The organism is Streptomyces zaomyceticus, assembly GCF_014656215.1.
Lineage (GTDB): Bacteria > Actinomycetota > Actinomycetes > Streptomycetales > Streptomycetaceae > Streptomyces > Streptomyces zaomyceticus.
In genome coordinates, this window is the sequence record NZ_BNBZ01000022.1 from 1 (window position 1) to 12,230 (window position 12,230).

General features: G+C 71.5%; 11 protein-coding genes. 6 read left to right on the top strand and 5 right to left on the bottom strand.

The features are described from left to right. Nucleotides 1-907: esterase/lipase family protein (locus IE311_RS25290; RefSeq protein WP_189834108.1), on the top strand; the 907-nt coding region annotated here is incomplete at its 5' end. Between the two features lie 82 nt (nt 908-989). On the opposite strand, the gene IE311_RS25295 is transcribed toward IE311_RS25290, so the two are convergent. The 5 genes from IE311_RS25295 to IE311_RS25315 all read right to left on the bottom strand — a co-directional run bounded on the left by IE311_RS25295 (nt 990) and on the right by IE311_RS25315 (nt 6,888). Beyond that, entirely contained in the window at nt 990-2,687 is a 1,698-nt protein-coding gene (locus IE311_RS25295) for a class I adenylate-forming enzyme family protein (RefSeq protein WP_189834109.1), read from the bottom strand. A gap of 85 nt (nt 2,688-2,772) precedes the next feature. Further along, nucleotides 2,773-3,537, bottom strand: coding sequence for a crotonase/enoyl-CoA hydratase family protein (locus IE311_RS25300; RefSeq protein ID WP_189834110.1), 765 nt, complete (start codon nt 3,535-3,537; stop codon nt 2,773-2,775). Between the two features lie 43 nt (nt 3,538-3,580). Continuing rightward, nucleotides 3,581-4,441, bottom strand: a complete 861-nt coding sequence (locus IE311_RS25305; protein WP_229902145.1) for an acyl-CoA thioesterase — start codon at nt 4,439-4,441, stop codon at nt 3,581-3,583. Between the two features lie 60 nt (nt 4,442-4,501). Next, complete coding sequence (locus IE311_RS25310) at nt 4,502-5,668, bottom strand: thiolase family protein (RefSeq protein ID WP_189834112.1); 1,167 nt, start codon at nt 5,666-5,668, stop codon at nt 4,502-4,504. A 62-nt stretch (nt 5,669-5,730) separates the two neighbouring features. Continuing rightward, nucleotides 5,731-6,888 carry an acyl-CoA dehydrogenase family protein gene (locus tag IE311_RS25315; RefSeq protein WP_189834113.1) on the bottom strand — a complete coding sequence of 386 codons (1,158 nt, stop codon included), beginning with the start codon at nt 6,886-6,888 and terminating at the stop codon, nt 5,731-5,733. A gap of 166 nt (nt 6,889-7,054) precedes the next feature. On the opposite strand from IE311_RS25315, the gene IE311_RS25320 reads away from it, so the two are divergent. From IE311_RS25320 to IE311_RS25340, 5 genes are all read left to right on the top strand, one after another. Beyond that, nucleotides 7,055-7,453 (top strand): Zn-ribbon domain-containing OB-fold protein, encoded by a 399-nt coding sequence (locus IE311_RS25320; protein ID WP_189834207.1) that lies wholly within the window; start codon nt 7,055-7,057, stop codon nt 7,451-7,453. A gap of 15 nt (nt 7,454-7,468) precedes the next feature. Beyond that, the gene (locus IE311_RS25325) at nt 7,469-8,332 is read left to right on the top strand and encodes a 3-hydroxybutyryl-CoA dehydrogenase (protein ID WP_189834114.1); all 864 of its coding nucleotides are present in this window, start codon (nt 7,469-7,471) and stop codon (nt 8,330-8,332) included. Between the two features lie 171 nt (nt 8,333-8,503). Then, complete coding sequence (locus IE311_RS25330; RefSeq protein WP_189834115.1) at nt 8,504-9,961, top strand: aldehyde dehydrogenase; 1,458 nt, start codon at nt 8,504-8,506, stop codon at nt 9,959-9,961. A 25-nt stretch (nt 9,962-9,986) separates the two neighbouring features. Then, nucleotides 9,987-11,063, top strand: coding sequence for a zinc-binding dehydrogenase (locus IE311_RS25335; protein ID WP_189834116.1), 1,077 nt, complete (start codon nt 9,987-9,989; stop codon nt 11,061-11,063). A 102-nt stretch (nt 11,064-11,165) separates the two neighbouring features. Further along, entirely contained in the window at nt 11,166-12,224 is a 1,059-nt protein-coding gene (locus tag IE311_RS25340; protein ID WP_189834117.1) for a TIGR03617 family F420-dependent LLM class oxidoreductase, read from the top strand. Nucleotides 12,225-12,230: the final 6 nt, after the last annotated feature.

Below are 12,230 nucleotides of genomic sequence, written 5' to 3' on the forward strand. Positions count from 1 at the left end.
CGCGTTGCTCGCCCCCGCCCCGGCCGCCTCGGCCGCCGGTGAGCCGTCGCTGAGCACTCCTGTCGCCACTCTCGACGCCGCACTGAAGTGCCCCTCCTCCTTCACCCACCCGAACCGTGAGCCCGTGCTGCTGGTCCACGGCACCACGTCCACCTACGACGAGACCTGGGGCTGGAACTACGCCCCGGCCCTGCGTGACGCCGGCTACGACGTCTGCGGCGTCGAGCTGCCCAACAGGTCGATGAGCGACATCCAGGACGCGTCCGAGTACGTCGTCCACGCCATCGACAAGATCCAGGCCGCCACCGGCCGCAAGGTCGACGTCATCGGCCACAGCCAGGGCAACATGGAGATCCGCTGGGCCCTGAAGTGGTGGCCCAGCCTGCACAGCAAGGTCGACGACGCGGTCCTCCTGGCCAACCCCGGCCACGGCATCACCGGCGGCAACCTCTTCTGCGTCGGCTGGTGCGCACCGGCCCTGCACCAGTTCAACATCGGGTCCGACTTCGTCGCCGCCCTCAACCGGGATGACGAGACCCCCGGCGCCGTCTCCTACACCAACATCTACAGCCTCACCGACGAGGCGATCACCCCGTTCACGACCGCGCCCCTGAACGGCGCCAAGAACATCCTCGTCCAGGACGTCTGCCCCGGCCGGGTCGTCGCCCACTTCAGCATGCTCTACGACGCCGTCACCTACCGACTGGTCGTCGACGCCCTCTCGAACCCCGGCACTGCCATCCCCAGCCGGCTGCCGTTCGGCAAGTGCCTGGACGTCAACCTCCCCGGTGTCTGGCCCCACGAGGCCGTGGCGGCCACGGCGGTCACCGGCGCCAACTTCACCGCGGAGATCCTCAACGCCACGAAGGTCCCGGCCGAGCCCCCGCTTCGGGCCTACGCACAGTAGCCCCGAAGAGCACGCACACGTGGCCGGGCAGAGAGTTCACTCTGCCCGGCCACACCGGTCCGGGGAAGCGGGAGTCCCCGCCTCAGGATTCGGAGGCCCGCCTCCGCAGCTCGGTCTTGAGGATCTTCCCGGTCGCCGAGAGCGGCAGCTCTTCCACGATCACCACCTCCCGGACCCGCTGGTACGGCGCCACGCGTTCGGCGACATACGCGATCAGGCCCTCGGCCGTGACCGACGTCCCAGCCCCGGACTTCAGCGAGACGAAGGCCACGGGGATCTCCCCGTGCTCCGGGTGCGGCCGCCCCACGACCGACGCCTGGGCGACGGCGTGATGCTCACGCAGGATGTTCTCCAGTGGACCGGGGTACACGTTGTACCCCTTGTAGATGAGCATGTCCTTCGCCCGGCCCACGAGCGAGAGCCATCCGTCCGCGTCGAGCGTGCCCAGGTCGCCCGTGCGCAGCCAGCCCCCGACGTACTGCTCCGCCGTGAGTTCCGGGTGGCCGTGGTAGCCGTCGGTGACCTGCGGGCCCCGGACCCAGACCTCGCCCCGCTCGCCCGGTGCCACGGGGGTGACGAGGTCCGGCTCGCGGATCTCGACCTCGGTGTCGAAGAGCACCAGGCCGGTGCTGCCGGCGGGGCGCGGCATCGTGCTGTCCAGGGGGCTGATCGCGACCCCCATGGTGGCCTCGGTCAGCCCATAGCCGTCGCTGACGACGGCGTTCGGGAAGATCTCGGCGAGTTCCGCGACCACGGCCGGGTTGATGGGCGCGGACCCGCTGCTGACGACCCGCACGGACGAAAGGTCGCGCTCCCGCACGCCCGGTACGGACAGCAGGGCGTGGCAGAGCGCGGGGGAGCCGGTGATCGCGTGGACGCGGAGCTCCTCGATGGCGTCCAGGTACCTGACCGGGTCGAAGCGGCCGAAGACCGTCACAGTGAGGCCGGCGGCGGCGAAGACGCTCTGGCTGACCATGCCCATGCCGTGGAAGAGGGGGGCGACGGAGATGCCGGTGGCGGCGGCCAGCGGGATGTGGTGCGGGGTCCGCGCGGCGGGCACATGCCGCAGCACGATACGGCCCCGGTCATCCGCGGAGGAGACGGCGGCGCTGCGCCAGCACGCCACCTGGAGCACGTTCGTGACCAGGTTGCGGTGCAGGACCCGGACGGCCTTGGGCACGCCCGTCGTCCCGCCGGTGAAGGCGAGGTGCGCGACCGCGTCGCCGTCGACGTCGGTCGCGGGCTCCGCCTGCGCCTTCATCAGTTCGTCGAACGCGACGGTGGCGGCCGGGAACGCGAGGGTGGCGGGCTCGTCGGAGGGGCCCGGGGCGGCGGCCGTCGTCGGTGTCACGCAGACGAGACGGACGGACCGGGAGCCGTCGACCGCCTCGCTCAGCGCCTTCGCGACGGCCGGGTGCGTGAAGACGGCGACCGCGCCCGAGTCGTCGAGCTGGCGGCGCAGCGCGAGCGGCGGCTGGGTCGGGTTGACCGGCACCACCGCGGCTCCGGCGAACAAGATGCCGTAGTAGGCGACTGTGAACCAGCAGGTGTTGGGCAGGTGCAGGGCGACAGCGTCGCCGGGGGCGATGCCCTGCTCCCGCAGTCCCTGCGCGACCCGGAGCGCCCCCTCGTACAGCTCCGCGTACGTCAGCCGGTCCTCGCCGTCGACCAGCGCGGTGCGGTCGCCGTAGGCGTGTGCGGAGCCGGCGAGGAGGTCCGCGATCGTGCCCGTGGGGTAGTCGAGGGTGCGGGGCAGCCCCTGGGGCCAGGTGGTGGTCATGGCGAACTCCTTCGTCCGGTCATGCCCGAGCGGTGTCTCGGGACGGTAGCTGGGGTCCCCCTGAAAAGCCGGAGCGGCGCGGCGGTCAGCGTCCGATCCAGCGAGGGGCACGCTTTTCGGCGAAGGCGCGCGCGCCCTCCTTGGCGTCCGCCGAGGCGAAGACCGGGTCGCAGGCGGCGCGATTGCGCGCCCAGACCTCGTCGGCAGTCCAGTCGGCCGACTCGGCCACGATCCGCTTGCTCGCCCGGACGGCGAGCGGCCCGTTGGCCGCGATCTCCCTCGCGAGAGCGAGGGCCCCCTCCAGGGCGTCGCCCTGCGGGGTCAGGGCGTTGACCATGCCGAGCTCGTAGGCCCGCCCGGCGTCGAGGAAGGCGCCGGTGAGTGCGTACTCCATCGCCACGGCGTACGGGATCCGGCGGGGCAGCCGGACGAGGCCGCCCCCGGCGGCGATCAGACCTCGCTTGGTCTCCGGAAGCCCGAACTTCGCGGTCTCGGACGCGACGATCAGGTCGCAGGCGAGGGCGAGTTCGGTGCCGCCACCGAGCGCGTACCCCTCGACCGCGGCGATCAGCGGTTTGGCGGGCGGGGTCTCGGTGATCCCGCAGAAGCCCCGGCCGGGGATGCCGGAGCGTTCCCCTGCGGCGAGGGCTTTGAGGTCGGCGCCGGCACAGAAGGTGCCGCCGGCGCCCGTGATGACACCGACGACGAGGTCGTCGCGGGCGTCGAGCTGGTCGACGGCCTCGGCGACGGCGTCGGCCACGGCCCTGTTGACGGCGTTGCGGGCCTTGGGGCGGTTGATGGTCACGACGGCGACGCCGTCCTCGAACGAGGTGAGGACCAGGTCGGACATGGGGTTCCTCCGATGAGTGCAGAGAAGGAGGTGGGCAGTGGGGTCAGCGGCGGCGCGTCCGCGAAGGGCGCACCACCGTCTCCTGCACCACATGGGCGATCAGCCGGCCGTCGAGACTCCAGACGTCGGCGAAGGCGAGGCCGCGGCCGTCCACCGACGTCGGGCTGCGCTGGGCGAACAGCATCCACTCGTCGGCGCGGAACGGCCGGTGGTACCAGACGGAGTGGTCGAGCGAGGTGAGGAAGACCGAGGAGGGCTCGTCGCGCAGCATCCGGGGCAGTTGGTGCCCCAGCGCAGCCGCCGGCGCGAGGAAGAGGTCGGAGGCGTACGCCAGCGCACGGGCGTGCAGCGCGGGGTTGTCGGGCAGCCGCTCGGTCGCCCGGATCCACAGCTTCTGCTCCGTCAGGCCTGGCATGGTCGGCTCGGGTGGTCCGGGGACGTAGCGCATGTCAAGGACCCGGCAGAACTTCGCCTGCGCGAAGTCCTCGGGGCTGTTCCTCGCCCAGATCTCGTACATGTCGGGCAGCTCGTCCGGCCCCGGGGTCCGCGGCATCGCCGGCTGGCGGTCGTCTGCGGTCTCCGGCCGCTTGAACGACGCGGTGAGGGCGAAGACGGGCTCACCGCCCTGGACGGCGGTGACCCGGCGGGACAGGTAGGAGGATCCGTCCCGGACCCTCTCCACCGTGTAGTCGAGGGGGCGTGCAGTGTCGCCCGGACGCAGGAAGTGGCCGTGCAGCGAATGCGCGGTCCGGCCCTCCGGCACGGTCAGGGCGGCGGCCGCGAGTGCCTGGGCCGCCACCTGACCACCGAAGGCGCGTGAGGGCATGCCGTCGTGGCACCACCCGCGGAACACGTCCTGGTCCAGCTGCTCCACGCTCAGGAGTCCGACGAAGTCCTTGCCCACGGCCCCGCTCCGGAGCTGCTTTGTCTCACTCTCGGGCAGTACGGGCATCGGTGTGCGCCCTCACAGGAGTTCGAGGATGGTGGCGTTGGCCATGCCGCCGCCCTCGCACATGGACTGGAGGCCGTAACGGATGCCGTTGTCGCGCATGTGATGGACGAGGGTGGTCATGAGGCGCGCGCCGGAGCCGCCGATGGGGTGACCGATGGCCATCGCGCCACCGAGTGGGTTCATCCGGGCGTAGTCGGCTCCGGTCTCGCGCAGCCAGGCGAGGGTGACGGAGGCGAACGCCTCGTTGATCTCGAAGGCGCCGATGTCGTCGATCGACAGGCCGGCCTTCGCGAGCGCCTTGGCGGTCGCCGGGATGGGGCCCTTGAGCATGGTGACGGGGTCGGTGCCCGTCACCACCGCGGTGTGGACGCGTGCCAGCGGCGTCCAGCCCTGGGAGGCGGCGTACTCGCTGGTGGTGACGAGCAGTGCGGCGGTGCCGTCGGAGACCTGCGAGGCGTTGCCTGCGGTGATCGTCCCGTCCTCCGTGAAGGCGGGCTTGAGCCCGGCGAGCTTCTCGAGGGTGGAGCCGCGGCGTACGCCTTCGTCGGTGTCGAAGACCCGGGCTGTGTGGTCCTCGTCGGTGACCGTGATCGGGACGATCTGGCTCTTGAAGCGGCCCTCGTCGATCGCCCGGGCGGCCCGGGCGTGGGAGTCCAGGCCGTGCTGGTCCATCTCGGTGCGCGTGATGCCGTACTCGTCGGCGATCAGCTGGGCGCCCGTGCCCTGGTTGAAGCGGATGCCGTCGTAGCGGGCGAAGACGTCGGGGCCGAAGGGCTCGCCGAGGCTGCCGTCGCCGCGGGTGGTGCCCAGCGGGAGCCGGCTCATGATCTCCACGCCACCGGCGACGGCGACGTCGTACTGGCCGGAGATCACCCCGGCGGCGGCCTGGTGGACGGCCTGCTGGGAGGAGCCGCACTGGCGGTCGACCGTCAGCCCGGGGACGGACTCCGGCCAGCCCGCCGCGAGCACGGCGGCACGGCCGACGCAGCCGGCCTGCATGCCGACGCCGGAGGCGCAGCCCCAGATGACGTCGTCGACGACGGCGGGGTCGAGGCTGTTGCGCTCGGCCAGGGCCTTGAGGACATGGGCGGAGAGCGAAGCGGAGTGCAGCCGGGAGAGCGAGCCGCCGCGCTTGCCGACGGCGGTACGGACGGCGTCGACGATCACTGCGTCGCGCATGGGGTCCTCCTGAGGGGAAAGTGGGGTGGGCCCGGGATGGGCCCGGGGTCCTTCGCGCGGACTCAGAGCCCGAGGTCCTTCGCGATGATCGTCTTCATGACCTCGCTGGTCCCCGCGTAGATCCGGTTCACCCGGGTGTCCGCGTAGAGGCGGGCGATGGGGTACTCAAGCATGTAGCCGTAACCGCCGTGCAGCTGGAGGCACTTGTCGATGACACGGCCCGCGACCTCGGTGCAGAAGAGCTTGGCCTTGGCGGCGTCGGCGGCCGTCAGTTCCCCGGCGGCGTGCTCTGTCAGGGCCCGGTCGACGAGAGCCTGTGCGGCGGCGACCTCGGTCGCACACTCGGCGAGGACGAACTTGGTGTTCTGGAACGCCGCCACCTGCCTGCCGAACACATCGCGCTCGCGCACGTACGCGGTCGCGAAGCCGATCGCCCCGGCCGCGTTGGCGTAGGCGTTGATCGCTGCGCCGAGACGCTCCACCACGAGGTTGTGGGTCAGGTACCTGAAGGCCGCGCCCTCCTCGCCGAGCAGGTTCCCGACCGGGACCCGCACGCCGGTGAAGGAGAGCTCGGCGGTGTCCTGCGCGCGCAGCCCGATCTTGTCGAGTTTGCGCCCCACGGCGAAGCCGTCGCTGGTCGTGTCCACGCACAGGATCGACAGCCCGCCCCGACGGTCGGCGGGGTCGTACGCGGCGGTCCGGCAGACCACCAGGACGAGATCGGCCTGGGCGCCGCCCGTGATGAAGGTCTTGGCGCCGTCGAGGACGTAGTGGGTGCCGTCCTCGGCGAGCCGGGCGCGGGTGGCGATGCCGGCCAGATCGGAGCCGGTGCCCGGCTCGGTCATGGCGATGGCGGTCATGATCTCGCCGGAGAGAAAGCCGGGCAGCCAGCGCCGCTTCTGCTCCTCGCTCCCGAACTCCAGGAGGTAGGGCAGGACGAGGCAGGTGTGCACCGACTCGGCACCGAAACCGACGCCCGCGCGGCCGCACTCCTCCCGGATCACGGCCTGGTAGGTGAAGTCGGTGACGCCCGCCCCGCCGTACTCCTCGGGCACGTTGATGCCGAAGACGCCCAGTTCGCCGAGCTTGCGGTAGAAGGCGCGGGGGACCTGCCCCCGGCGCTCCCACTCGGCGTAGTGCGGGGTGACCTCCTGGGCGATGAAGTCCCGGACGGCCGTCCGGAATGCCTCGTGGTCCTGGGTGAACACGCTGCGGCGCACGGTCACCATTCCTTCCCTCGCATGCCTGGCGGTTTCGTCGAACGGCGCTTAAGTTAATCTCCAATAACCTTGATGTCTAGGTTCTGAGTGCAGGATTCTCCATGGTGGAAGGGGGGATATCGTGTCCCTTGGTGATGCGGCGCTTGCATGGAGCGGCCCGCTGTCGATGAAGGTCGGAGGGCAAGTTCCGGGAGCGGCCCCCTCCGACGGCGGGCTCGTCTACCAGCGCTGCGACTGGTGCGGCACGACCGCCTTCCGGAAGCTCCTGTGCCCGGTCTGCGCCTCCGGCGACCTGGCGCCCCGGCGCAGCGACGGCCAGGGCGTCGTCGTCCGCCCGGCCGCGGAGCAGCGGTACCGGCGGGCGGCGCGCGGCGAGTCGGTCGTCCGCCTCCCCGAGGGCTTCGAGGTCCGCTGCCGCGTCGTCGGCGCCCCGCCGCACCTCGTGCGCGCGGGCACCCGGGTGCGCCTGGTCTCCGGTACGGATCCGGAGGCGGGCGAGCTCGTGTTCGAGGTGTCCGGGGTGTGTGACACGGATGCCGTTCCCATCTCCCGCAGGTCACAGTGAGAGGACGTTCGACGTATGCGTGAGTTCAGCCGGATAGGGGTCGTGGGCTGCGGCCTGATGGGCTCCGGAATAGCCCAGGTCTGCGCGCGCGCCGGCCTCGACGTCATGGTCGCCGAACGCGGCGCCGAGGCCCTGGCGGCCGGCCGGACCCGGCTGATCGCCTCCCTCGACCGGGGGCTCCGGGCCGGGAAGCTGAGCGAGGAGGAGCGCGACGCGACCCTGCGCCGGCTCTCGTACACCTCCGACCTCGACGCCCTCGCCGACCGCGACCTGGTCGTCGAGGCGGTCGCCGAGCGGCGCGACGTCAAGGCGTCCGTCTTCGCCCGGCTCGACCGCGTGCTCACCGGCCGCGACGCGGTCATCGCCTCCAACACCTCGTCGATCCCGATCATCGACCTGGCCGCCGCCACCGGACGGCCGCGGCATGTCGTCGGCGTCCACTTCTTCAACCCCGTACCGGTACAGCGCCTGGTGGAGGTCATCCCCACCCAGCTCACCGCCCCGGAGGTCACCGCCGACGTGACCGCCTTCATCGAGGGCACGCTCGGCAAGACCGTCGTCCTGGCCCGCGACCGAGCGGGCTTCGTCGTCAATGCCCTGCTCGTCCCGTACCTCGTCTCCGCCGTGCGGATGCTGGAGTCCGGGGTCGCCTCGGCCGAGGACATCGACACCGGCATGGTGCTGGGCTGTGCCCACCCCATGGGGCCGCTGCGCCTCCTCGACCTCATCGGCCTCGACACGGCGCTGTCGATCGCCGAGTCGATGTACGAGGAGTTCAAGGAGCCGCTGTACGCGCCCCCGCCGCTGCTGCGCCGGATGGTCGCGGCCGGTGCCGTCGGCCGTAAGGCGGGGCGCGGCTTCTACACCTACGTGAGCTGATCCCACCCTGGACAGGTGCGTTAGCGTGGATTAACTTACTGCCATGAATCCCTGGATTCTGCGCCATCTGTGACGGTCGCTGGATCAGGGTTCATTCACTTTCGCGAGGCCGTCGGGTCCTGGGGCGGCCGACCGCACGGCCCTCCCGCGCAACGAAGCGAGGCTCCGCACATGACCGACATCCTGGAACACCGCACGCTCTTCATCGGCGGCAGGTGGGCCGAACCGGCGGGCCGGGAGACCATCGACGTGCTCTCACCGGTCACCGAACAGGTCGTCGGGCGCGTTCCGCACGCCACCCCCGAGGACGTGGACCGCGCCGTCGCCGCCGCCCGCGAGGCGTTCGACCACGGCCCCTGGCCCCGGATGACGCCCGCCGAGCGCATCGAGACCGTCACCCGGATCAAGGACGGCCTCCTCGCCCGCCACCGGGAGCTCGCCGAACTGATCACCCTGCAGAACGGCTGCCCCATTACCGTCTCCGTACGGGCCCAGGCGCTCAGCGCCGTCGCCGCCTTCGGGGCGGCACTGTCCGTCGCCGCCGGCCTCGTGACGGAGGAGGAGCGGCCCGGCCTCACCGGCCCCCTTCTGGTCCGACGCGAGCCGGTCGGCGTGGTCGCCGCCGTCACCCCGTGGAACGTGCCGCAGCTGACCATCGCCGGCAAGCTGGCGCCCGCGCTGCTCGCCGGCTGCACCGTTGTCCTCAAGCCGTCCCCGGAAACCCCCCTCGACGCCTACCTCCTGGCCGAGGTGTGCGAGGCCGCCGGGCTGCCGGAAGGCGTGCTCAGCGTCCTTCCGGCCGACCGGGAGACCAGCGCCCACCTGGTCGCACACCCGGACGTGGACAAGGTCGCCTTCACGGGATCGGTAGGCGCGGGCAAGCAGATCATGGCCTCCGCCGCCGGGAACCTCACCCGCGTCACCCTGGAGCTCGGCGGCAAGTCCGCCGCGATCCTCCTCGAGGACGCGGACCTCGACGCCGCCCTGCCGCAGGTCGTCATGGGCGCCTTCGCCAACAGCGGCCAGGCGTGCGTCGCCCTGACCCGGATCCTCGCCCCCGCGAGCCGCTACGACGAGATCGCCGCCAAGCTCACCGCGGCCGTCGCCTCGCTCAAGGTCGGCGACCCGTCCGACCCGGCCACGCTGATCGGTCCGATGGTCACCGAGCAGCAGCGACAGCGGAACCTCGACTACATCCGCATCGGCCAGGAGGAGGGCGCCAAGCTCCTCACGGGCGGCGGCGTCCCCGAGGGCCTGACCACCGGCTGGTACCTCGAACCCACACTTTTCGGCGACGTCGACAACGGGATGCGGATCGCCCAGGAGGAGATCTTCGGCCCGGTCATCTGCCTCATCCGATACGAGGACGAGGACGACGCTGTCCGGATCGCCAACGACTCCCCGTACGGCCTGGCCGGCACCGTCTGGGCGGGCACCGACGAGCACGGCACCGAGATCGCCCGACGGATCCGCACCGGCACGTACTCCGTCAACTGTCAGCGCTTCGACGTCGCCGGCCCGTTCGGCGGCTACAAGAACTCCGGCATCGGCCGCGAGTACGGCCCTGAGGGCTTCGCCGCGTACCTGGAGACCAAGACCATCCACCTGCCCGCCCCCGCACGCGCCTGACCCGTCTCTCCCAGAGGAGCCCCCGATGCACGCAGCAGTCCTGCACAAGACCGGAGACGACACCCTGGACGTCGTCGACGTCGAGTCGGCGTCCTTCGGCCCCGGCCGCGTCCGCGTCAAGATGCACAAGGCCGGCCTGTGCCACTCCGACCTGTCGGCCATGAGCGGTGTGCTCACCCACCCCGCGCCGTTCGTCCCCGGCCACGAAGGCGCCGGCGAGGTGATCGAGGTCGGCGAAGGCGTCACCCACGTCAAGCCCGGCGACCGCGTCATCGTCTGCTGGATGCCGCCGTGCGACGCCTGTCCCTCCTGTAAGGCGGGCGACGGTCACCTGTGCCGCAGCGGCTACCGCAACCTCGCCCACCTCAACTTCCGCCACGGCGAGATGGCCGTCCCCGGCATGCTCGGTGCCGGAACCTTCGCCGAGGAGACCGTGATCGCGGCCTACGCCGCCATCCCGATCCCCGACGACGTGCCGTACGACATCGCCGCCCTCATCGGCTGCGGTGTCACCACCGGCATCGGCGCCGCCCTCAACACCGCGAAGGTGAAGCCCGGTTCGTCGGTCGTCGTCATCGGCCTCGGCGGCGTCGGCATCAGCATCCTCCAGGGCGCCAAGGTCGCCGGTGCGGCCCGGATCATCGCCGTCGACCCGACGCCCAACCGCCGCGAGTGGGCGCTGAAGTTCGGCGCCACGGACGCCATCGCCCCCGAGGAACTGGCGGAGACCGTCAAGCGCCTCACCCGAGGCTTCGGCGTCGACTACGCCTTCGAGGCTGTCGGCAAGGCCGGCACGCTGCGCGCCGCGTACGACGCGACCCGGCTCGGCGGCACGGTCTGCCTGGTCGGCGCCGGGTCGCGCACAGACATGACCGACATCAGCATGGCCGAACTGGTCCTCAACGAGAAGGCGATCCTGCCCTCGTTCTACGGCGGCGACGACATCCGCCGCACGTACGCCACCATCATCGACCTGTGGCGCGCGGGTCGCATCGACCTGGAGTCGATGATCACCCATCACGTACCGCTGACGGACATCAACGAGGCGATCCGCCAGATGCACACTGGCGAGGCGCTGCGCACCATCGTCGACATCGTCTGAGCCGACGGACCGCCGCATTTCCGTCGGGCCGACCAGCGGGCCGGGGCCCGCTGGTCGGAGTAGCCGCGTACACACGTCCCGTACCCCGAGGAGAATGGCCACGTGACCGCATCCACCACCCCGGCCGGCCGCCTCCGCCTCGACGTCTCCGCCCCCGCGCATCCGGGCCGCATCCTCGCGGCCGCCCGCGACGCGGAGAGCCGGGGTATGGACCGGCTGACGGTCGCCGAGACCTCGCACAACCCGTTCCTCCCGCTGGCCAGGGCAGCCGACCAGACCTCCCGGATCGAGCTTGCCACGGGGGTGGCGATCGCCTTCGCCCGTACGCCCATGACGCTCGCCTACGAGGCGTGGGGCCTGCACGAGGCGTCGGGCGGCCGGGCGGTCATCGGCCTCGGATCACAGGTCAAGCCACACATCCAGCGCCGCTTCGGCATGCCGTGGGACCGCCCGGCCGCGCGCATGAGGGAGTACGTCCACGCCGTCCGGGCAATCTGGAACAGCTGGCAGACCGGTGAACGGCTCACCTTCCGCGGCGACTTCTACACCCACACCCTCATGACTCCGGTCTTCGCACCCGACCCGGTGCCCGGCGGCGTCCCCCGCATCCTCCTCGCCGGGGTGGGCCCGCTGATGACCGCCACGGCGGGAGCGGTCGCCGACGGATTCCTCAGCCACCCCTTCACGTCGGTCGAGTACCTCACCCGCAAGGTCCTCCCGGGAGTCCGCGAGGCCCGCGCGAAGGCGGAGGCGGCCGACGAGGCCTGGACAGCCCGCCCCTTCGAGGTGGTGGGTAACGTCCTGACCGCGACGGGCCGCACCGAGGAGGAACTACGGGCCAACCACGTCGCCGTACGTGAACGGGTCGCCTTCTACGCATCCACCCCCGCCTACCGGCCCGTCATGGAGACCCACGGCTGGAGCGCACTCCACGAGGAGCTGCACCGGCTGTCCGTACGGGGCCGGTGGACGGAGATGGGCGAGCTGATTGACGACGAGGTGTACGCCACGTTCGCCGTCTCCGGCGAACCGGACGCGGTCGCCCGCGATATCCACCGCCGCTACGCCGACGTGGTCGACCGCCTCTCGGTCAGCGGTGCCCCGGACGCGGACCCGGCGCTGATGACGAACGTCCTGACCGCGATCCGCGCCCTCGGCTGACCACCG